Origin of the sequence: Caulobacter sp. BE254 (assembly GCF_031457295.1) — a bacterium.
Classification (GTDB): domain Bacteria; phylum Pseudomonadota; class Alphaproteobacteria; order Caulobacterales; family Caulobacteraceae; genus Caulobacter.
Map to the genome: position 1 here is coordinate 291,450 of NZ_JAVDWJ010000003.1, position 20,180 is coordinate 311,629.

Annotated in this window: 20 protein-coding genes and 1 pseudogene; 13 read left to right on the plus strand and 8 right to left on the minus strand. The window is 69.5% G+C overall.

The features are described from left to right. Positions 1-65: 65 nt before the first annotated feature. Positions 66-1,598: a sodium:proton antiporter gene (locus J2X41_RS08130; protein ID WP_310081089.1), complete on the minus strand. Its 1,533-nt coding sequence runs from the start codon at positions 1,596-1,598 to the stop codon at positions 66-68. A 335-nt stretch (positions 1,599-1,933) separates the two neighbouring features. On the opposite strand from J2X41_RS08130, the gene J2X41_RS08135 reads away from it, so the two are divergent. Next, complete coding sequence (locus J2X41_RS08135) at positions 1,934-2,659, plus strand: hypothetical protein (RefSeq protein WP_310081091.1); 726 nt, start codon at positions 1,934-1,936, stop codon at positions 2,657-2,659. Between the two features lie 103 nt (positions 2,660-2,762). Here J2X41_RS08135 and J2X41_RS08140 read toward each other — a convergent pair whose 3' ends face one another. The 5 genes from J2X41_RS08140 to J2X41_RS08160 form a co-directional block, all read right to left on the minus strand. After that, a complete protein-coding gene (locus tag J2X41_RS08140) occupies positions 2,763-3,929 on the minus strand; it encodes a saccharopine dehydrogenase NADP-binding domain-containing protein (protein ID WP_310081092.1) in 1,167 nt (388 codons plus the stop codon). Positions 3,930-4,044: 115 nt separating this feature from the next. After that, a complete protein-coding gene (locus J2X41_RS08145; protein WP_310081094.1) occupies positions 4,045-4,587 on the minus strand; it encodes a TetR family transcriptional regulator in 543 nt (180 codons plus the stop codon). A 62-nt stretch (positions 4,588-4,649) separates the two neighbouring features. Further along, positions 4,650-5,432 carry a pyrroline-5-carboxylate reductase gene (gene proC, locus J2X41_RS08150; RefSeq protein ID WP_310081095.1) on the minus strand — a complete coding sequence of 261 codons (783 nt, stop codon included), beginning with the start codon at positions 5,430-5,432 and terminating at the stop codon, positions 4,650-4,652. 140 nt (positions 5,433-5,572) lie between these two features. Continuing rightward, positions 5,573-6,079: a YbjN domain-containing protein gene (locus J2X41_RS08155; protein ID WP_056459958.1), complete on the minus strand. Its 507-nt coding sequence runs from the start codon at positions 6,077-6,079 to the stop codon at positions 5,573-5,575. A 126-nt stretch (positions 6,080-6,205) separates the two neighbouring features. Further along, positions 6,206-6,472, minus strand: a complete 267-nt coding sequence (locus J2X41_RS08160; protein ID WP_035071741.1) for an accessory factor UbiK family protein — start codon at positions 6,470-6,472, stop codon at positions 6,206-6,208. A gap of 219 nt (positions 6,473-6,691) precedes the next feature. Between J2X41_RS08160 and lgt the strand changes: the two genes are divergently transcribed. From lgt to J2X41_RS08200, 9 genes and pseudogenes are all read left to right on the plus strand, one after another. Further along, entirely contained in the window at positions 6,692-7,600 is a 909-nt protein-coding gene (gene lgt, locus J2X41_RS08165) for a prolipoprotein diacylglyceryl transferase (RefSeq protein ID WP_310081096.1), read from the plus strand. After that, positions 7,587-8,750, plus strand: a complete 1,164-nt coding sequence (locus J2X41_RS08170; protein WP_310081097.1) for an SAM-dependent methyltransferase — start codon at positions 7,587-7,589, stop codon at positions 8,748-8,750. The genes lgt and J2X41_RS08170 overlap by 14 nt, the downstream gene beginning before the upstream one ends. Continuing rightward, positions 8,747-9,526 carry a peptidoglycan editing factor PgeF gene (gene pgeF / locus J2X41_RS08175; protein ID WP_310081098.1) on the plus strand — a complete coding sequence of 260 codons (780 nt, stop codon included), beginning with the start codon at positions 8,747-8,749 and terminating at the stop codon, positions 9,524-9,526. Before J2X41_RS08170 ends, pgeF begins: the two co-directional genes overlap by 4 nt. A gap of 101 nt (positions 9,527-9,627) precedes the next feature. Next, a complete protein-coding gene (locus J2X41_RS08180; protein WP_310081099.1) occupies positions 9,628-10,566 on the plus strand; it encodes a ribose-phosphate pyrophosphokinase in 939 nt (312 codons plus the stop codon). Between the two features lie 149 nt (positions 10,567-10,715). Then, positions 10,716-11,813: a hypothetical protein gene (locus J2X41_RS08185; protein ID WP_310081100.1), complete on the plus strand. Its 1,098-nt coding sequence runs from the start codon at positions 10,716-10,718 to the stop codon at positions 11,811-11,813. Positions 11,814-11,981: 168 nt separating this feature from the next. After that, entirely contained in the window at positions 11,982-12,584 is a 603-nt protein-coding gene (locus J2X41_RS08190; protein WP_310081101.1) for a 50S ribosomal protein L25/general stress protein Ctc, read from the plus strand. 94 nt (positions 12,585-12,678) lie between these two features. Beyond that, positions 12,679-12,763, plus strand: a pseudogene (locus J2X41_RS25275) (hypothetical protein); the annotation flags it as partial. Positions 12,764-12,804: 41 nt separating this feature from the next. Beyond that, complete coding sequence (gene pth, locus J2X41_RS08195; protein ID WP_310081250.1) at positions 12,805-13,425, plus strand: aminoacyl-tRNA hydrolase; 621 nt, start codon at positions 12,805-12,807, stop codon at positions 13,423-13,425. An 86-nt stretch (positions 13,426-13,511) separates the two neighbouring features. Next, a complete protein-coding gene (locus J2X41_RS08200; protein WP_310081102.1) occupies positions 13,512-14,246 on the plus strand; it encodes a hypothetical protein in 735 nt (244 codons plus the stop codon). A gap of 13 nt (positions 14,247-14,259) precedes the next feature. On the opposite strand, the gene J2X41_RS08205 is transcribed toward J2X41_RS08200, so the two are convergent. Beyond that, entirely contained in the window at positions 14,260-14,619 is a 360-nt protein-coding gene (locus J2X41_RS08205) for a phage holin family protein (protein ID WP_310081103.1), read from the minus strand. Between the two features lie 313 nt (positions 14,620-14,932). On the opposite strand from J2X41_RS08205, the gene rpoH reads away from it, so the two are divergent. Continuing rightward, on the plus strand, positions 14,933-15,829 hold the full coding sequence (gene rpoH / locus J2X41_RS08210; RefSeq protein WP_310081251.1) for an RNA polymerase sigma factor RpoH: 897 nt from the start codon (positions 14,933-14,935) through the stop codon (positions 15,827-15,829). 59 nt (positions 15,830-15,888) lie between these two features. Continuing rightward, entirely contained in the window at positions 15,889-16,599 is a 711-nt protein-coding gene (locus J2X41_RS08215) for an alpha/beta hydrolase (protein ID WP_310081104.1), read from the plus strand. A gap of 3 nt (positions 16,600-16,602) precedes the next feature. Here J2X41_RS08215 and J2X41_RS08220 read toward each other — a convergent pair whose 3' ends face one another. Next, positions 16,603-17,667: a phytase gene (locus J2X41_RS08220; RefSeq protein WP_310081105.1), complete on the minus strand. Its 1,065-nt coding sequence runs from the start codon at positions 17,665-17,667 to the stop codon at positions 16,603-16,605. A gap of 137 nt (positions 17,668-17,804) precedes the next feature. Here J2X41_RS08220 and J2X41_RS08225 point away from each other — a divergent pair, with 137 nt between their 5' ends. Then, the gene (locus J2X41_RS08225) at positions 17,805-20,102 is read left to right on the plus strand and encodes a TonB-dependent receptor domain-containing protein (RefSeq protein WP_310081106.1); all 2,298 of its coding nucleotides are present in this window, start codon (positions 17,805-17,807) and stop codon (positions 20,100-20,102) included. Positions 20,103-20,180: the final 78 nt, after the last annotated feature.

Here is a 20,180-nt window from a genome sequence, read left to right on the forward strand (position 1 = left end):
CGAGGTCGCATCACTCCCCCCCACCGTCGGCTTCGCCGACACCTCCCCCACAGGGGGAGGAGTTTCTACTCCCGCGCCGCCAGCTCCAGCCAGTCGAACTCCTCCTCCAGCGCCCGATAGGCGTCGTCGCCGATCTCGCCGCGCCGGCGCAGGTCGGCGATGGCCTCGCGCGACACCGCCACCACCCGCCGGCGCAGGGCGTTCTCGGCGGAGTCGCGGGCGTCGGCGCCCTTGCGGGTCTGGTCGAGGGCCTCGCCCAGCTCCCGCCGCAGCGCCTCCGCGGCGTCGGACCTGTCGCCGTCCAGCTCGGCCAGGGCGGCCTTCAGCGCCTTGGCGCGGGCCAGTTTCAGCTCCTTGCGCACGGGATCGTCGTCGGGCAGGCGCAGGACACGCAGCAGCGGCTTCAGGGTCAGGCCCTGGACGACCAGCGTGCCCAGCACCACCGCGAAGGCGGCCAGCAGGATGAAGTCGCGATAGGGAAAGCCCTCGGGCAAGGCCAGGGCGGCGGCCAGGGTGACCATGCCGCGCATGCCGCACCACGCAACCGCCAGCCCGCCGCGCGCCGTGGGCGGGGCCATGCTGGACCGGGCGACATGGACGCCGAACAGCCGGTTCTTCAGCCGCACGGCGCCGTTGTAGGTCATCACCCAGGCCAGCCGCACGACAATCACCGCGGCCAGGATCACCAGGGCGGCGCGCAAATAGTCGACCCGCTCGCGCGGCGACAGCCCCTCCAGGATCGGGCGAAGCTGCAGGCCGATCAGGGTGAAGGCCAGGACGTTCAGCACCACGGTCACCGACTCCCAGACCGCGAAGGACGGGATGCGCAATCGCGCCGACATCTGCGCGCCCGGGCGCCAGGCGATGGTCACGCCGTAGACGACGATGGTCACCACCCCCGACAGGCCCAGCCGCTCGGCCAGGATCCAAATCCCGAAGGTCGAGACGAACTGGACGATCACCGAACTGGGCACGTCGGTGATGCGGTGGAAGAACAGGCCGGTCAGCCGCGCCAGGCCATAGCCGGCCACCACGCTGCCCACCGCGACCAGGGCCAGGGTCGGAGCCGCGTGAGCCAGGCTGAAGCCGCCGCCGACCGCTCCCACCGCCAAGCGGTAGATCAGCAGGGCCGAGGCGTCGTTCAGCAGGCTCTCGCCCTCCAGGATCTTGAGGATTCGGTGCGGCGGCTGGACCTGGCGCAGCACGGCCAGGGCCGCCACGGCGTCCGGCGGCGCGACGATGGCCCCCAGGGCGATGGCCGCCGGCCAGGGCATGTCCGGAAACAGCAGCCGCGCCACCCAGGCCACGCCCAGGGTGGTCAGGCCCACGGCCACCAGCACCAGCGACGAGACCGGCCGCCAGTTGTCCTTCAGGTCGCGCAGCGAGGAGTCGTAGGCCGCGTCCAGCAGGACCGGGGCGATGAACAGGGCCAGGATCAGTTCCGGCTCCAGGTCCAGCCGGGGCGCGCCGGGAACCAGGGCCACCGCCGCCCCGCCCAGGGCCAGCAGGGCCGGATACGGAACCCCGATCCGTCGGGCCAGACCTGCCAGCAGCACCGCGCCCAGCAGCAGGGCCAGGATCCATTCGAAGATCAGCATGGGGCCAGGGTCGCCGCTGGCGCGCGACTTGGCAAACGCTAAGCGCGCCGTTCCCCGCCGGAGTCTTTCCGCGCTTGACGGGCGAAGCCGGGGCGGGGGCGGCCCTTATTCCTCGGCAATATCCAGCTTCTGCTCGTTCAATATTTCAGGGTCGCTGGAGATCTGACGAAGGTAATGCAAGGGCCGGCGAACCCTTGTCGTACTTGTACAATTGTTTCGTCTGGTCGCGGCTGAGCGCGAACGGCGCATAGCCCTTTTTCCCCGGGCAGTCCTTGATCAACCTCTGGACGATTTTCGCCCGCCTCGGTAACGTTGGCCTTCCCTGGGGGGCGTCGATGCGTGGGTCGCGGATCATCCTGTCAGCGCTGGCGGCGCTGGCCTTGCTGTCGCTGGGCGCCACCGCGCGCGCCGCCGCGTGCGAGCAGCGCTCGCCAACGGTGTTCCTCATCCGGGGCGCGACCGACCGGGCCATGGCCGACTGCGTGGCCGCCAGGCTGAGGCCAACCACCACCGAACTCGTGGTCGACAGCCAGGGAGGACCGGTCGACGCCGCCCTCGACATCGCCGAGAAGCTCTCGACCTTGCGCGATCTCACGATCCGGATCGACGGCCAGTGCTCTTCTTCCTGCGCCAACTATGTCCTGCCGCTGGGACGGCGGCTGGCGGTGGGCCGGCAGGCGATCATCATGCTGCACGGCGGCTTTGACGGCGCCTTCGTCGCCAAGGCGACGCCCGACGAACGCGCGGCGGTCCAAGCGCTGGCCGAGCGGCAGACAGCCTTCGCCCGGGCGCGCCAGATCCCGCCCGGTTGGCTGCTCTACCGTACCGCCGAGGCGCCGCGCCGCATCGACGGTTTGGACGGCGCCTTCCGCTGGCCCGATCCGGACCCTCTGTACTACCTGGCCGAGGCGCCGCTGCTGCGCAGTTGCCTGCCGTGGCTCGACGTCGACGCCTACGACGCTTGGTTGAAGACCCAGATGACCCCCGACCGCATGGCCCGCCTGAAGAAGAACCGCATCCAGGCCACGGGGACGATCGTGTGCAACGAGCAGCGCTGGTAGGGGGCGGCCGGCGCCTAGAACAGACCTGGCGAAGTTCTGGAACGGGTCGGAAGCAGCCTTGGGGCGGCCCATGAATCGACGCCGAGAAGGTCGCCTGGCGCCCCTACTCCACCGCGAACTTCAGCCCCGCCGCCGCCTGCAGCCGCTCCACCAGCTTGCCCCGCAACGCCGCGCCGGGCGTCCAGATGCCGCCGGCCACCTCCGGCGTGTCGACCAGGCACAGGGCGGTCTCGGCGATCATCTTGCTGGTCGAGCCGTAGCCCGGGTCCTTGTCGCCTTTGACGCTGGCGCGGACCTGGCGGCCGTCTTCGGCGATGGCGACGAACAGCAGGTCGTAGAAGCCGGCCTCGCGCTCGGCCTTGCTGGGGCCCTCGCCGGGCTTGGGACCGCCCTCGGCGCCCATCGCGGCGTTGGCGGCGGCGACGATTCTGGCCGCGGACTCGCCCGCCTCGCCGGAGCCGGTCAGCACCATCTCGTCATAGACAAAGTCGGCGCCGTAGGGCTGGCCCATCAGCCAGTTGGAGCGGTGGACGTTGCGGGTGTTGATGGCCGCCATCACGAACGGGGCGGTCCAGGCGTCCAGGTCGTCGTCGTGGGCCACGGCCGCGCCGTGCGGCTGCTTGGGGCCGGCGAAGTCGGGGGTCAGGGCGAAGGGATCCTTCAAGTGCTCCAGCACCCTTGGGTCGCGGGCCGCCGCGGCCATCGTGGCCTTCAGACTGGCTGCCGTGCCGCCCGAGAAGCCGCCGCGCATGGCCCGCACCCGGCCCTTGACGCGGGCGACGGGCGCGCCGAACCGCCGGGCCGCCTCCTGCTGCGCGAACCAGACGCCCAGCTCGAACGGGATGGAGTCGAAGCCGCAGGAGAACACGATCCGCGCCCCGCTGGCCTTGGCCGCCGCCTCGTGGGCGTCGATCATCTGGCGCATCCAGGCCGGCTCGCCGCACAGGTCCAGATAGTCGGTCCCGGCCTCGGCGCAGGCGGCCACCAGGTCGGAGCCGTAGAGCTGGTAGGGGCCGACGGTGGTCAGCACCGCCTTGGTCCGCGCCACCATCGCCCGCAGCGAGGCCGGATCGTCGGCGTCGGCGACGATCAGCGGCGTGCCAGGGGCCGCGCCGATCTCGTCACGCACGGCGGCCAGCTTGTCGGCGCCGCGGCCCGACATCGCCCACTTGGCTTCAGGATGATGCTTGGCGAAATGCTCGGCGACCAGCCGCCCGGTGAAGCCCGTCGCGCCGTGGACGACGACGTCGAATTCCGCTGACGGGTTCATGGCGCGCCTCCCGAGGCTTTATCGTTGGGCGCAGAGTGGCGCGGATGGGCGGCCGGAGCAAACGGCTGTTTGATATCCGTGTACGGTTTCGAGGTTCGAGCTGGGCCGAAGGACGCTAAAAGCCCGCACCGACCTTCTCCAGGCCCGCGGCCATCTGCTTCAGGCGCTTGTCCAGCTCGGCCATCGTGCGGTTCAGGGCGCCTTCGTCGTCGCGCCAGACCTGCAGGGTGCGGCCCCAGACCGCCGACATCGCGGCCAGTCGGGCCGACGTGGCGTCGACGCCGGCCGCTTCCAGGATGGCCCGGGCGGTCTTGGGAAAGCGCAGGGCCGAGACCACCACGCTCTCGGACCGGCTGATGGCGATCAGGGCGGCGCGGTGCGGCTCCATCGCCTCGATCCGGGCCATGGCGGCATCGAACAGGCGGTCGTGGGACGTGGCGTCCTCCGCGGAGGCGGTGGCCAGGGCGGCGCGGTCGAAGCGGGCGGCCAGGTGGTCCAGCACCGCGCCCTTGCCGTCGGCGCGGGCGTAGAGCTCGGCGAACGGCACCTCGGCCTTCAGGGCGATGTCGCGCAGGCTGATCTGCGTCCACGGCCGGTCGGCCGCCAGGGCGAGCGCGGCGGCGGCGGCGTGGTCGAGGATGTCTTCGGCGGCGGTCATGGCTGTTGAGATGGCGGGTTGAGGCGATGCTTGCAAGAACCCTCTCCCGTCAGGGGAGGGCGTCAGCCGCCCAGTTCCACCGACCGTTTCACCGCCGCCGCCAGCGCGCGCGGCAGCAGGTCCCCGAAACCGCCCTCGCCCATCAGCACGGCCAGGGCCGCCGCCGTGGTGCCGCCGGGCGAGGTGACCTGCCGGCGCAGCTCGGCGGGATCCTCGCCGCCCTGGCCCAGCAGGGCCGCGGCCCCGACGATGGTGGCCCGCGCCAGTTGGGCCGAGGCGGCTGGATCCAGGCCCTGGCCGGCGCCCGCCGCCTCCAACGCCTCGATGAAGGCGTAGAGATAGGCCGGGGCCGAGCCGGACACGGCGGTGGCGGCGTGCATCAGGTCCTCGTCGTCGAGATCCACCGTGGTGGCGACCGGGTCCAGCAGGGCGTGGGCCCGGGCCCTGGCCTCGTCGGTGGCGGCATGGATCGAGGCCGTGCCCAGGCCGATGGCGACGGCCGTGGTCGGCATCACCCGGGCCACCGCGCGGCCGCCGAACGCGGCGGAGATGTCGGCGGCGCCCACCCCGGCGGCGATCGAGACGATCACCGCGTCGGACGCCAGGTGCGGGACGACGTCGGCCACCGCCTCGCGCCAGATCTGCGGTTTGACGGCCAGCAGCACGGTCTTGGCGGCGGCCAGCGCTTCGAGCGGAGGGTTGACGCTCGCGCCCGGAAAGGCGGCGGGGTCGGCGTTGGGGTCGCGGATGATCAGGTCGCCGACGGCGAACGCCCCGGCCTTGGCCCAACCCGCGACCAGGGCCCCGCCCATGCGTCCGGCGCCGAGAAGAAGGATGGGGGTCATGGTCAGCTCCGCTAAACTGGGAGCGGTCTGCCTAGCAGGTCATGCGCCAGGGAGCGAGCCGGGGACATGCCCTCGCGGCGTGTCCCCATTCCAGATCGGCGCGTCGGGTGGGGACACGCCGCAAGGGCATGTCCCCGATCCTAAGCCTGGCCGACGGTTTCGAACATGCAGGCGGCCATGGCCTCGTCCGGGGTCTTGGCGCCGTGCAGCAGAAAGTCGAAGGCGGGGTAGAAGCGGTCGGCGGCCTCCACGGCGGCGTCGATCATCGAGGCGGCCTGGGCCATGGTCGGGCGCTCGCCGGCCGGCAAGGCCAGGGCGTGGCGGAACACCACCTCGCCGTCGTCGGTCCAGACCTCGAAATGGCCCAGCCAGACGCGCTGGTTGATCATCGACAGCAGTTCGTAGGCGCTGGGGCGCTTGGTCTTGGCGGCGCGCAGATCCAGCGACAGGCACAGCTGCAGGCAGTCGGCCTCGGGCCGCCAGGCGAACCACAGCTCGTAGTCCTTCCAGTCGCCGGTCAGGGCGAAGGCCAGGTCGCCGTCCTCGGTGCGGTCGAACGTCAGGTTCTCCGCCGCCAGCACGTGCTCCACCACTTCCAGCGGATCCATCGCCAGCAGGACGTCGTCTTCTTCCGGTTGGGTGTCCATTAGACCCTTTGACCCCCGGGGAGAGACGGGTCGTGGGACCCGACCAAATCACCCACTGCGAGGACTCTAATCTGCTTCGCGGGCGGCGTCACAACCGCCTTCACGTCGAACGGGAACGAAACTCGCCTATTCGGCCGCGTTATCGCTACCAGGATTGGCCTTCCTGGCCGGGGTTTTCTTGGCCTTCAGCGCCGCGACTTCCTCGCGAAGCGCCGCCACCTCGGCCTTCAAGGCTTCGAAATCGTCGCGCCGGATCAGGTCGAACTCGGCGGCCAGGCGGTCGGCCTGGGCCCGCATCGCGGTCTTGGCCTCCTCGCCGGCCGTCTGGGCGATGCCCATGGCCGCCTGGGTCAGCTTGGCGAATTCGTCGAGGAAGGGGTTTTGGCTGTGCATCGAAATTCCCAGAGCCCGGCGGGGGCGCGGCGCGGTTCGTCGCGGATCTTATATGGGAAAGGAAGGATGAAAGCGAAGTGGGAACGCGGTCCAACCCTTTCGCTCCGCGAAAGGGCTGTTTTCTAACGATTAGAGCGCGATGGCCGCCGAAACCGGCTTCCACTTTCGGCTATCGCGCTCTACGCCTGCGACCACTTGTCCGTCCGGAGCGCTCGCGGCGTGATCTTCCCCGACATCGATCCCATCATCCATATCGGCCCTTGGGCCCTGCAATGGGGGCCACTGGCCCTGCGCTGGTACGCCCTGGCCTATGTCGCCGGCATCCTGCTGGGCTGGCAGTACGCGATCCGGCTGGTCCGCGACGCCAGGCTGTGGGGCGGGCAGAAGCCCACCGCCACCTCGGTGCAGATCGACGACCTGGTGCTGTGGATCACCCTGGGCATCATCCTGGGCGGCCGGATCGGCTACATCCTGTTCTACATGCTGGTCAACGCCGATCAGCGGGCCGGCCTGGCCGAGAATCCGCTGGCGGTGTTCAAGATCTGGGAGGGCGGCATGTCCTTCCATGGCGGTTTCCTGGGCGTGTGCGCGGCGATCGCCCTGTTCGCCCGCCAGAACCGGATCGACATGCTCAGGCTGGGCGACCTGGTCGCGCCGGTCGCGCCTATCGGGCTGTTCTTCGGCCGCTGCGCCAACTTCATCAATGGCGAGCTGTGGGGCCGGGTCACCGACCATCCGTTCGGCATGGTGTTCTGCAACGACACCATCCGCGCCGCCAACCGCGGCGTCTGCCCGGCTGGCGAGCTGCCGCGCCACCCCAGCCAGCTGTACGAGGCGGCGCTGGAAGGCGTGCTGCTGTTCCTGATCCTGAACTTCGCGGTCTATCGCCTGAAGTGGCTGCAGCGCCGCGGCGCGCTCGTGGCGACCTTCCTGATCTGCTACGGCCTGTTCCGGGCCCTGCTGGAGAACGTCCGCAATCCCGACCACGGCATGCCCGCCTTCCCGTTCGGCCTGACCATGGGGATGATCCTGTCGATCCCGATGCTGCTGGTCGGCGCGGCGCTGCTGTGGCGAGCCCTGCGCGCGCCGCTCCCCGCGCCCGTCGCGGAAGACCATGAGCCTGCTTGACCGCCTGCGGGCCCAGATCGCCCAGGACGGCCCGATCAGCGTCGCCGAGTACTTCACCCGCTGCCTGCACGACCCGCGCGACGGCTATTACGCGACGCGGCCGGCGCTGGGTGAAGGCGGCGACTTCCTGACCGCGCCGGGCGTCAGCCAGATGTTCGGCGAGCTGATCGGCCTGTGGATCCTGGAAACCTGGACCCTTATGGGCCGGCCGGCGCCGGTGCGGCTGGTGGAGATCGGGCCGGGCGACGGGACGCTTATTTCCGACATCCTGCGCGCCGCGCGGCTGCTGCCCGAGTTCCTGGCCGCCGCCGACCTGTGGCTGGTCGAGGTGTCGCCGCCGTTGCGCGCCGCGCAGGCCGCCAAGCTGGCCGACGCGCCCGTGGCGCCGCGTTGGGCCGATCGCCTGGAAGCCGTGCCGGCCGGCGCGCCGCTGCTGCTGGTGGCCAACGAGGTGCTGGACTGCCTGCCCGCCCGCCAGTTCGTGCGGACGGAGGACGGCTGGGCCGAGCGGATGGTCGGGTTGGACGAGGCGGGGAACCTGGCGTTCGGGTTGAAACCCTTAGGTCCTCCCCCTGTGGGGGAGGCGGCCCGAAAGGGCCGGTGGGGGGAGCAGACCCACCTCAGCCAACGCCCCCCTCCGTCGCCTTCGGCGACACCTCCCCCACAGGGGGAGGATCTGGAACCTGGAACCGTCGTCGAATCCTCACCCGCTCAGGCCGCCCTCGGTTCCGAGATCGGCCACCGGGTCGCGCGCGACGGCGGGGCGGCGCTGCTGATCGACTACGGCCGCGACGTCGCCGGAACGGGCGACACCCTGCAGGCGCTGAAGGCGCACACCAAGGTCTCGCCGCTGGCCGAGCCCGGCCAGGCCGACCTGACCGTCTGGGCCGACTTTCCCGCCGTGCTGGCCGCCGCCGCCGAGGCCGGCGCCGCGACGGGACCCATCCTGTCCCAGGGTGCGTTTCTCCAGAGCCTGGGCGTCGAGCAACGCGCCCAGGCTCTGGCCTCAGCGCAGCCCGACCAGGCCGACAAGCTGGCCAGGCAGCTTGATCGCCTGACCGGCGCGGCGCAGATGGGTGACCTGTTCAAGGTGGTCTGCCTGTCCGCCCCCGGCCTTTCCCCCCCGCTTTTCGAGGGCTCCCGACCATGACCGACCTGCCCATCGTCCAGTCGCCGCTGCTGGCCGCCGCCGCCGGGGTCAGGCACGCCTTCTTCACGCGCCAGGGCGGGGTGTCGACCGGGCTCTATGCCAGCCTCAATGTCGGGCGCGGCAGCCAGGACGAGCCGGCCGACGTCGCCGAGAACCGCGCCCGGGCCGCCGCCTGGTTCGGGGCCGCGCCCGAAGACCTCAACACCTGCTTCCAGATCCACTCGACCATCGCCATCGTCGCCGACGGCTCGTGGGGCGACGTGCGGCCGCAAGGCGACGCAGTGGTGACGAAAACCCCCGGCGTGGTCTGCGGCGCCCTGCACGCCGATTGCGCGCCGGTGCTGATCGCCGATCCCGTCGCTCGCGTTGTCGCCGCCGCCCACGCCGGCTGGCGCGGGGCCCTGGACGGCGTCGTCCAGGCCGCGGTCGACCAGATGACCGCCCTGGGCGCCCGGCCGTCCCGCATGGTCGCCGCGGTCGGACCCTGCATCGGCCCCCAGTCCTACGAGGTGGGCCTGGAGTTCCTGCACCGCTTCGAGGCCGACAGCCCCGGATCGGGCCGATTCTTTTCGCCCGGCGCGGCCGACGACAAGCGCCTGTTCGACCTGCCGGCCTTCGTCCTGGACCGCCTGGCCACGGCCGGCGTGGGCCAAAGCGAATGGATCGGCCGCGACACCCGGGCCGAGCCGGGGCTGTTCTTTTCGAACCGCAGGGCCTTCCTGGCCGGGGAGTCCGACTACGGACGGCTTCTCTCGGCGATCGCGCTCGAAGCCTGAGTATGTCGAATAACCCGAATCAATCGAGACTCGGGGTTGTTCCCGCGCCCGAGACTGCTAGAAGCCCCCGCAACGGCGACACCCCCTCCCGAGACCAAACCATGAAGCTGCTGTCCGGCAATTCGAACCGCACCCTGGCCCAGTCCATCGCGGAATATCTCGACATGCCGCTGACCCGCGCCCAGGTGCGCCGGTTCGCCGACCTCGAAGTCTTCGTCACCATCGACGAGAACGTGCGGGGCGAGGACGTGTTCGTCATCCAGTCGACCAGCTACCCGGCCAACGACAACCTGATGGAGCTGCTGATCTGCATCGACGCCCTCAAGCGCGCGTCGGGCAAGCGGATCACGGCCGTGCTGCCCTATTTCGGCTACGCCCGCCAGGACCGCAAGACCGGCGGCCGCACCCCGATCTCGGCCAAGCTGGTGGCCAACCTGATCACCCGCTCGGGCGCCGACCGCGTGCTGACGATGGATCTGCACGCCGGCCAGATCCAGGGCTTCTTCGACATCCCGACCGACAACCTGCTGCCCTCGCGCCTGCTCGCCGACGACATCCACAAGCGCTACAAGATGGGCGACGACCTGATGGTCGTCTCGCCGGACGTCGGCGGGGTGGTGCGGGCCCGCGCCCTGGCCAAGCGCCTGAACGACGCCGACCTGGCCATCGTCGACAAGCGCCGCTCGGCCCCGGGCGAGAGCGAGGTGATGAACATCATCGGCGACGTGGCCGGCCGTCGCTGCATCCTGTTCGACGACATCGTCGACTCGGCCGGCACCCTGTGCAACGCCGCCGCCGCCCTGATGGCCCACGGCGCCACGTCGGTCTCGGCCTATGTCACCCACGGGGTGCTGTCGGGCGCGGCCGCCGAGCGGGTGGCCAATTCTGTGCTGACCGAGCTGGTGGTCACCGACTCGATCGAGGCTTCGGACACGGTCAAGGCCTGCCCCAAGATCCGCTACGTGTCCTGCGCGCCGCTGATCGGCGAGGCCATCCGTCGGATCGCCAACGAGGAATCGGTCTCCAAGCTATTCGACTGAGGACGCTCCACGGACCGGCCTCGCAGGGGGCGGAAACGCAACCTTGACGGTTCAGCTTGTCAAGACGTGGTTAACGGACTGACTGTCACAATATCGCCCGCGCGCCAGTGATAAGGCGGGCGCCTTATGTCATTGGGGATGTTCTCGGCATGCTTTCCACCACGCGTACGCGCGCCGCGCTGACGGCCATCGCCGTGGTCGCCGCCACCTTGCTGGCCAGCTGCGAGACGCCGCCCCCGCCGCCGCCGCCCCTGGTCGCCGCCCCGCCCGCCCCGCCGCCGATCACCCTGTCCTCCAGCATCGTCGAGAAGGCCAGCGCCTTCCGCGGCTACATGCAGCGGGCCGGCGCGATCGGCGCCACCTTCGACAACGGCGACCAGATCCAGGCCTCGCTGAAGGTCGGCGTCGGCTACGAGCCCAAGCAGTTCCTGTCGGGCGCCACGGCCTACGCCGCCGTCCTGGCCCTGCAGGACCCGACCTACGTGGCGTCGGTGCGCGCGTTCGCCACCGATCCCACTCAGCGCCAGTCGATCATCAACCAGCTTGTCGCCGATCCCGCCTACGCCGTCGGCTTCAAGGGCAGCGACACCGCCGCCGGCCGGATCATCGACACCCTCGGGGCCAGCGGCCTGCAGCTCTACACCGCCGGCAAGGCGGTTAAGCAGGCCGCCTACGACGTCCAGCGCTCGAAATGGTCGACCCTGCCGGTCCTCGACCGCGACGGCCGCCTGGCCTACGCCAAGACCATGTCGGCGACGCCCGGTCTGGCCGACAGCGCCGACGTCGCGGCCCTGCAGCAGGCCTCGATGGGCGGCGTGCCCCTGGTGCCCGCCCCGCCCGCCGATCCCGCCGCCGCCACCGTTACGGTCTCCGGCCCCCGTTCGGCCCCGCCGCCCTACAAGCCGCTGGTGATCCGCGGCCTGGCCGTGGCCGCCCTGGCGGCGCTGGGCTACGCCGGCGACGACAAGCTGTCCCTGATCGAGGCCGTGATGGCCGAGCCGGCCAGCGCCATGTGCCTGAACATGGCCAAGCTGAACCTCTACCAGTGCCTGGCGGTCGCCAAGCCGCACTATGAGGACGTGTTCTGCCTGGGCCAGCACATCATGATCGATACCGGCATGTGCGTGCTCAAGGCTTCGGGCGCCGCCCTGCCCTACGAGCCGCCGCCCCCGCCAAAGCCCGAGCCGGTCGTGACCAAGAAGAAGCCCGTCGCCAAGAAGAAGACGTCGGCAAAGAAGAAGAGCTAAGCGGCTCAACACCTTTCCATTTCGACGCACTCCAGGCGGCCGCCCGTTGCATCGGGCGGCCGCCGCGTGTATGGAGCGCGACCCAAAAACGTCGACCGGGCGAGGCAATCCAGTCTTGTGCGGCGGCTTCGCATTCCGAGAGCATGGGGCTCTCCAGAGAGACAAGACATGGCCGAGATCATTCTCAACGTCGAACTCCGCGACCGCGCCGGCACCGGCGGCTCGCGCGAAACCCGCCGCCAGGGCAAGGTCCCCGGCGTGCTGTACGGCGGCAACAAGGCCCCGGTGAACATCGCCGTGAAGGGCAACGAATTCCGCAAGGCGCTCTATACCGGCAAGCTGCTGGGCCACCTGGTGACCCTGCAACACGGCGACGACAAGCAGTCGGTCATCGCCAAGGCCGTGCAGTTCCACCCCGTCACCGACGAGCCGATGCACTTCGACCTGTACCGCGTCGGCGAGCACCAACTGATCAAGATCGAAGTGCCGGTGCACTTCAAGAACCACGACATCTCGGTCGGCCTGAAGAAGGGCGGCACGCTGGAAGTCATCCGTCACACCGTCGAGCTGGCCTGCCCGGCCGACAAGATCCCTGAAGAGCTGGTCATCGACCTGGCCTCGCACGACATCGGCGACACCATCCGCATCTCGGAAGTGAAGCTGCCGGAAGGCGTGCGCCCGGCCCAGGACCGCGATTTCGTGATCGCCAACCTGAAGGCCTCGGCCGCTTCGCAATCGGGCGAAGGCGACACGACGACCGCCGAAGCCTAAGAGCTTTTCGGTCGGGTCTTCGATCCGATATCCAGAACGGGCGGGCTTCGCGGCCCGCCCGTTTTTCGTTCCGGCCTGGGCCGAGCCACGAAACCTCGTCCTTCGACAGGTCCAGGACGAGGTTTTGAACGCGGCCCTTCCGTCGTCCTCATCCTGAGCTTGTCGAAGGACGAGGACGTCCCTACACGCTGGCCGTCGAAGTGGAAGCGAGCCGATGTCCATGCTGATCCTCGCCGGCCTCGGCAATCCCGAGCCGAAATACGAGAAGAACCGGCACAATGTCGGGTTCATGGCCGTCGACGCCCTGGCCCGCAAATGGGGCACGGGGCCGTGGCGCTCGCGCTTCCAGGGCCTGGCCTGCGACGGCCAGGTCTCGACGCCGGGCGGCCCGGTCAAGCTTCTGCTGCTCAAGCCCAAGACCTTCTACAACGAGAGCGGCCGCGCCGTGGGCGAGGCGATGAAGTTCTTCAAGCTGGCCCCGACCGACGTCATCGTCTTCCACGACGAGATCGACATGGCGCCGGGCCGCTTCCGGATGAAGGCCGGCGGCGGGGCGGCGGGCAACAACGGCGTGCGCTCGATCACCAGCCAGATCGGCGACACGTTCCGGCGGGGCCGCATCGGCGTGGGCCATCCGGGCCACAAGGACGCGGTCATGCACTATGTGCTGGGCGACTTCCACAAGGTCGAGCACCAGTGGCTGGACCCGATGCTGGACGCCCTGGCCGACGCCCTGCCGTTCGCCGCGGCCGGCGACGACGAGCGCTACCAGGCCGAGGTGCTGCGCCTGGCCCCCGCCCCCAAGGCCGACCCCAAGAAGGCCGCACGCCAGGCCGAGTAAGGTCCCGCCGATTGACGTCGTCGGCTCCAGCCCACACATAACCAGCCTTGACCTGGCCAACGCCAAGCTTGGAGCCCTTACCCTCGATGATCCTGCTCGGCCTGTCGCTGCTGTTCTCGATCGCCCTGTGCGTCCATGTGGTCCGCACGGGCCAGCAGATGTACTGGCTGATGATCATCCTGCTGTTCCAGCCACTGGGCGGGCTGGTCTATCTGATCGCCATCGTCGCGCCGGAGTTCCTGGGCGGCGCCAAGGCCCAGAAGGCCCGGCAGGCCGCGCGGCAGGTCCTCGACCCGCTGCGCGAGTATCGCGAGGCCGGCCAGGCCGTCGACGACACGCCGACCGTCGCCAACCGCGCCCGCCTGGCCGCGGCCGCCTCGGGGCTGGGCAAGCACGCCGAGGCCGAGCGCCTCTACGCCGAGGCCCTGCAGGGCATGTACGCCGACGACCCACAGCTGCTGCTGGGCCGCGCCAACGCCCTGATCGAGCTGGACCGCGCCGCCGAGGCCCTGCCGCTGCTGGAGGGCCTGAGCGCCCAGTCGCCGGCCGCCCGCACGCCGAACGTCGCCCTGGCCATGGGCCGCGCCTATCACGCCCTGGGCCGTCCGACGGAAGCCGACACCGCCCTGCGCTGGGCCGCCGCCCATCTGCCCGGCTTCGAGGGCATGGCCCGCTATGCGGTGTTCCTGGCGCAGACCGGGCGCAAGGACGAGGCCCGCGAGGCCTTGGCCGAGATCGACAAGCGCCTGGCCAAGACCCACTCGCACTTCCGCAAGGAAGCCCGCGGCTGGCGCGACCTGGCGGCGACGGCGGTGGGATGAACGGGCGTGACCGCTAAGCGCGCTCGCGCCCATCCCCGACCAGCAGGTGGCCCAGCCAGCTGACGACGCCGATCACCACCGAGCCGAAGATTCCGGCCCATAGACCGTCGACGACGAAGCCCTTCAGCATCAGGCCGACCAGACCCAGCATCGCGGCGTTCACCACCAGCAGGAACAGCCCCAGCGACACCACGGTCAGCGGTAGGGTCAGCACGACGACCACCGGCCTGACGATGGCGTTGACCACGCCCAGCAGCACCGCGGCGACCAGCAGGCTGGTCCAGCCGCCCGGCACGGCGATGCCCGGCACGATCCTCGACGCCAGCCACAGGCCCAGGGCGGCGATCAGGGCGCGGACGATGAAGCGCGTCACGAGAGGCCTCCCAGGCGTAGGGCGCCGCCATTAGAGGCGCAGGGATCCCGTCCCGGCAAGGTCTTGCTCCGCCGAGATCGCCAAAACGCCCCGTCCGTCCGGCCCGGACCTTTCGTCGCGTCGGTCTGACATTTTTGGCTTGAAGTTTTGAGAATGAACGTTCATTCTCACTTTCGAAGCGCCAATACCCGAGTCCGGGTGTCGGACATTACAAATACGTTATCGACCTTACCTAAGCCGCAACGCCTTCCTATCTGACCCATTCTGGTGGGGATGATGGCGCGCGGTTGACGGGCGGATCCGCACCAAGGGGATAGTTTCTATGGCCGTGAATTCACTATCGGTGATGTCGCCGGACGGCGGCCTGTCGCGTTACCTCACCGAAATCCGCAAGTTCCCGATGCTGGCCAAGGACGAGGAGTTCATGCTCGCCCAGCGCTGGAAAGAGCATCAGGACAGCGAAGCCGCCCACAAGATGGTCACCAGCCACCTGCGTCTCGTGGCCAAGATCGCCATGGGCTATCGCGGCTACGGCCTGCCGATCGGCGAGGTGATCTCCGAGGGCAATGTGGGCCTGATGCAGGCCGTCAAGAAGTTCGAGCCCGACAAGGGCTTCCGCCTGGCCACCTACGCCATGTGGTGGATCCGCGCCTCGATCCAGGAATACATCCTGCGCTCGTGGTCGCTGGTGAAGATGGGCACGACCGCCGCGCAGAAGAAGCTGTTCTTCAACCTGCGCAAGGCCAAGAGCCAGATCGAGGCCTTCCAGGACGGCGACCTGCGTCCCGAGCAGGTCAGCGCCATCGCCACCAAGCTGGGCGTGCTGGACAGCGAGGTCATCTCGATGAACCGCCGTCTGGGCGGTCCCGACGCCTCGCTGAACGCGCCGCTGCGCGCCGACGGCGAAAGCGAGTGGCAGGACTGGCTGGCCGACGACGACCAGATCTCGCAAGAGACCGCCGTCGCGGAGAGCCAGGAAAAGTCCATGCGGATGAGCCTGCTCGAGGAGGCGATGGTCGAGCTCACCGACCGCGAGCGTCACATCCTGACCGAACGGCGCCTGAAGGATGAGCCGACCACCCTGGAAGACCTGGCCTCGCAATACGGCGTCAGCCGCGAGCGGGTCCGCCAGATCGAGGTCCGGGCGTTCGAGAAGCTGCAGAAGTCGATGCGCGAAGCCGCCATCGCCAAGAACATGGTCGAAGCCTAAGAAGGCCCAGACCTGAAAGAACGGAGCGCCCCGGATCGCAAGGTCCGGGGCGTTTTTCGATGACAGACGCCCTGCCCCAACTGATCCTGCTGCCCGGCCTGCTGAACGACGCCGAGCTCTGGCGCGACCAGGTCGACGGCCTGGCCGACGTCGCCCGCTGCCAGGTGGCCGACCTGACGCATGGCGAGAGCCTGCGCCAGCTGGCCGAGCAGGTGCTGGCCGACGCCGAGCCGACCTTCGCCCTGGCTGGCTTCTCGATGGGCGGCTACGTGGCCCAGGAGATCGCCCGGATCGCGCCCGAGCGCATCGCGCGGCTGGCCCTGATCGACACCGCCATCCGCGCCGACACGCCCGAACGGGCCGCCCAGCGCCGCGCCGTCAACGCCGCGGCCAGCCATGAGGGCGCCTTCCTCGGCGTCGCCGACCGGCTGATGGCCAGCTATGTCGACGCCTCGCGCCTGGACGACAAGGACCTGACCGGCCGCATCCAGGCCATGACCCAGCGCCTGGGCCGCGAGGTCTTCCTGCGCCAGAACGGCCTGGCGCGCGAGGACGGCGCGGCCGCCCTGCGGGCCCTGCGCTGTCCGATCGTCATCATCTGCGGCGAGCACGACGCGATCACCCCGCTGGCCGGCCAGCACGAGATGGCCCACGCCATCGGCTGTTCGCACATGGTGATCATCCCCAACGCCGGCCACATGACGCCGATGGAGGCGCCCGAGACGGTCAACGCCGCCCTGCGCCGCTGGCTGGCGCGCGAGGGGCGCTGAGGCTCAGAGCCCCAGCGCCGTCTTCACCGTCCGCCAGTCGACCAGCTTGAAGTTCTGCCGCACGCGCGCCGTGGACGGAGCCTCGCCGTCGACGTCGATATCGTCCTGCATGACCACCAGTCCTTCGGCATAGGGCCCGACGGCCCCGCCCAGCGCCGCGACGCCGTCGGTGCCCGTCACGCCATCGACGCCCTTGGCGGCCACCACCGAGAAGCGTCCGGCATAGGCCGGCTGGGCGCCGTCCACGCGCCAGACCGCGAAGGCGCTGTCGCCCTGGCTGGAGGCGATCAGCCAGGTCTTCTCGCCCTCGCGCAGCAAGGTCAGGCCCTCGACGTCGGGTTTCAGCATGGTCGAGGGCGCGCCGGCCACCAGGACGCGCGCGGCGCCCTTGGCGGGGTCCAGGTCGTAGCGCCAGATCCCCTTGGCCTCCTCGCCGATGTAGAGCACGCCCTTGGCGTCGTCGACGACGCAGCCTTCGGTCTGGCTGCCGACCGCGAAGCGCTGCTCTTCGGTCGCCGCCGGCTTGCCATCGGGGCCGACGGCGACGCGCAGCTGCCGCACCTGGCCGTCCGTGCCGTTGACGATGACGATGAAGCCGTCGCCGCGCCGGCCCATGCACAGGCCGTAGGGCTCGGCCAGGTCCAGCGGCGCCAGGCCCCAGGGCTCGACCTTCAGGGTGGCCGGATCCATCAGGTAGAGCGCCGCGCCGATTCGGCCGCGATCGCTGGCCGCGACCAGCACACGCTCGCCGTTGGCCGTGGCCAATCCGCCACGCAGGTCGACATTGTTCAGCCTGCCGTCCGGGATGAAGCCGGTGACCGCCCCGCTCAGGTCGTAGGTGTACAGACCGGCCTGCTTGTCGGTGCCGAAGATCACGACCCGCGACGGATCCTTGGGGTCGACCCAGATCTCGGGGTCGTCGGCCGCATCCGCACGTTGTGTCGCCACCGATTGGGTCTCGCCGGCCACCGGGACCGGCGTTCCGACGCCGACCAGGATCTTGCCGGAGTCCGAGCGGGCCTCCGGATCGAACGCCGCGCAGCCCGCCAGCAGGAGAGATATTCCCACTGATGTCACGAAACTGAAACGAAACCGTCGAAGAAACATCACTGGCCCCAAGATCTTGGCGAATTTATGCCCCGCCGCGTGAAATCACGTGCGAACGGCCGCGTCAACGGCCGCGCCGGCGATCGGGGATACTGACGATGAAGAAGACCGCACTGTTCGCCTTGGCCGCCTTGGCGCCCATGACCTTGGCCGCCGCGGCCTCGAGCGCCGCCTGGGCCGTCGAGGCCGACGCCCCGATCGCCACGGCCGCCGAAGCCCCGGCCACCGCGTCCGAACTGGTCGTCCAGGCCCAGATCGCCTACCGCAACCGCACCGACCAGGCCGCGCCCGTCCTGAACTACGACCTCGACTACTTCCAGCGCTTCGAGCCGCTGACCGCAGGCGACGCGCTCAAGCGCGTGCCCAGCGTCGCCTTCCTGTCGGACGTGCTGGAATCGGACGGCGTGCGCCTGCGGGGCCTCGATCCGGCCTACACCCAGATCCTGATCAACGGCGAGAAGGTTCCAGGCTCCGGCTCGGGCTCCGGCGCGTTCGGCTCGGGCGCCGACTCCGCCTTCTTCGTCGACCGCATCCCAGCCGAGCTGATCGAGCGCATCGAGATCGTCCGCAGCGCCTCGGCCAACCGCAGCGGCGACGCCGTGGCCGGCGCGATCAACATCGTGCTGCGCGACGCCTACGCCCTGGACGGCGGCTTCGTCCGGGCCGGCGCCCTGATGTTCGACGACAAGCGCATCCGCGAGACCGTCGGCGGCGTCTGGGGCGGCCAGGTCGGACCGGGCCGACTGCTGGTCGGCGCCAACCTGCAGGGTCGCCGCAACCCCAAGAACAAGCTCAGCTTGCGCTATGGCGAGCCGGGCGCGCCGATCGACAACAGCGAACTCCAGACGGACGTGCGCAACGGCACCGACTATTCGTTCAACGCCAGCTACCAGGTTCCGCTGGCCGGCGGCGACCTGGATCTCAGCGGCTTCTATGTCCACACCGACCGCTACCAGAACGAGGACTCGATCGAGTACAACAAGGACGTCCGCGACAACGCCAACCTGTCGACCCTGAACGACAACGACGTCGACATCGAGCAGGACAGCTACTCGGTCAACGGCAAGTACAGCCACGACATGTTCGGCGGCAGGACCAGCGTGAAGCTGGGCTACGCCTCGTTCAAGGACAAGGAAGCCGAGTTCGAGGACGAGACCGAATACCTGCGCGACGCCACCCCCTATCCGGACGGCGACCGCATCACCCGTGACAAGTCGAGGACCGACCTGGAAGACACCGAGTTCTCGGCCAAGCTGGAACACAAGCGCGACCTGAGCGACGGCGTGCAGCTGCAGTTCGGCCTGCAGTACGAGAAGAAGCAGCGCGACCTGTTGGTCACCGAGGTCCCGCGCAACCGCTACAGCCTGCCCAGCGCCAACCCGCCGGCCTTCAAACCCTATGCGGTGATCGACGGCGGCGACGCTTCGTTCGAACAGACCCGCCTTGACCCCTATGTGATGCTGGACGGCAAGGCGGGCGCGCTGAAGTGGGAAGCCGGCCTGCGCTACGAGACTACCGACGTCACCCTGCGGGACCGCACGGTCCCTTCGACCACCGACACCGACTACAAGGTCCTGCTGCCCTCAGCCTCGCTGCGCTACAACCTGACCACCGAAGATCAGGTCTACGTCTCGGGCGCGCGCACCATCCGCCGCCCCAGTTTCGACTACCTGTCGCCGGCCCTGCTGACCGCCGAGCTGGGCGACAACGACTTCATCGGCAATCCGCGGCTGAAGCCTGAAACCGCCTGGGGTCTGGACGCCGGCTACGAGCGGCGGATGGGCAAGCAGGGCGTGGCCGGGGTCAATGTCTTCTACCGCAAGGTCAAGGACCTGATCGAGCTGACCAACACCGGCGACGAGGGTGACGAGGGCCCCGGGACGTTCGTCTATTCCGCCCGCAACACCGGCGACGGCAAGGTCTGGGGGATCGAGTTCGACCTGTCGACGCCGCTGACGGTGATCGGGCTGGAGAACACCGGCGTGTTCCTGAACTACTCGTGGCTGGACAGCGACGTGAACGACGAGTTCGGCTCGCGCAAGTTCAACAGCCAGTCGGACTATGTGCTCAACATCGGCTTCATCCAGGACCTGCCGACCTGGGGCGCCTCGTTCGGCGCCACCTACCGCAAGCAGGGCGAGGCCTACAGCCGCGTGGTCGGCGAAGAGGTCACCACCACCTATGGCGGCGACCTGGAGATCTTCCTCGAAAAGCGGATCGGCAAGGACCTGACGATCCGCCTGACCGGCTCCAACCTGCTGGACGCCAACAAGAAGGAAAGCTTCAACAAGTTCAACACCATCGAGGACCAGAACGACCGCAATTTCGATGAGTACGAACTGGAGCGCGAGAACGCCGGTCCGGTGTTCCAGCTGATCGCCCGCCTGGCCTTCTAGGCGCGCGGCGGCGATCCAGAACGACGAAGGGCAGCGTCCGCGGACGCCGCCCTTTTCGTGGCCGGCCGACCAGCGACC

Excerpts from the sequence above, each read along its gene's own strand:
- J2X41_RS08130 (WP_310081089.1), bottom strand. The coding sequence starts at position 1,598 with ATGCTGATCTTCGAATGGATCCTGGCCCTGCTGCTGGGCGCGGTGCTG.
- J2X41_RS08135 (WP_310081091.1), top strand. The coding sequence starts at position 1,934 with ATGCGTGGGTCGCGGATCATCCTGTCAGCGCTGGCGGCGCTGGCCTTG.
- J2X41_RS08140 (WP_310081092.1), bottom strand. The coding sequence starts at position 3,929 with ATGAACCCGTCAGCGGAATTCGACGTCGTCGTCCACGGCGCGACGGGC.
- J2X41_RS08145 (WP_310081094.1), bottom strand. The coding sequence starts at position 4,587 with ATGACCGCCGCCGAAGACATCCTCGACCACGCCGCCGCCGCCGCGCTC.
- proC (WP_310081095.1), bottom strand. The coding sequence starts at position 5,432 with ATGACCCCCATCCTTCTTCTCGGCGCCGGACGCATGGGCGGGGCCCTG.
- J2X41_RS08155 (WP_056459958.1), bottom strand. The coding sequence starts at position 6,079 with ATGGACACCCAACCGGAAGAAGACGACGTCCTGCTGGCGATGGATCCG.
- J2X41_RS08160 (WP_035071741.1), bottom strand. The coding sequence starts at position 6,472 with ATGCACAGCCAAAACCCCTTCCTCGACGAATTCGCCAAGCTGACCCAG.
- J2X41_RS08170 (WP_310081097.1), top strand. The coding sequence starts at position 7,587 with ATGAGCCTGCTTGACCGCCTGCGGGCCCAGATCGCCCAGGACGGCCCG.
- pgeF (WP_310081098.1), top strand. The coding sequence starts at position 8,747 with ATGACCGACCTGCCCATCGTCCAGTCGCCGCTGCTGGCCGCCGCCGCC.
- J2X41_RS08180 (WP_310081099.1), top strand. The coding sequence starts at position 9,628 with ATGAAGCTGCTGTCCGGCAATTCGAACCGCACCCTGGCCCAGTCCATC.
- J2X41_RS08185 (WP_310081100.1), top strand. The coding sequence starts at position 10,716 with ATGCTTTCCACCACGCGTACGCGCGCCGCGCTGACGGCCATCGCCGTG.
- J2X41_RS08190 (WP_310081101.1), top strand. The coding sequence starts at position 11,982 with ATGGCCGAGATCATTCTCAACGTCGAACTCCGCGACCGCGCCGGCACC.
- pth (WP_310081250.1), top strand. The coding sequence starts at position 12,805 with ATGCTGATCCTCGCCGGCCTCGGCAATCCCGAGCCGAAATACGAGAAG.
- J2X41_RS08200 (WP_310081102.1), top strand. The coding sequence starts at position 13,512 with ATGATCCTGCTCGGCCTGTCGCTGCTGTTCTCGATCGCCCTGTGCGTC.
- J2X41_RS08215 (WP_310081104.1), top strand. The coding sequence starts at position 15,889 with ATGACAGACGCCCTGCCCCAACTGATCCTGCTGCCCGGCCTGCTGAAC.
- J2X41_RS08225 (WP_310081106.1), top strand. The coding sequence starts at position 17,805 with ATGAAGAAGACCGCACTGTTCGCCTTGGCCGCCTTGGCGCCCATGACC.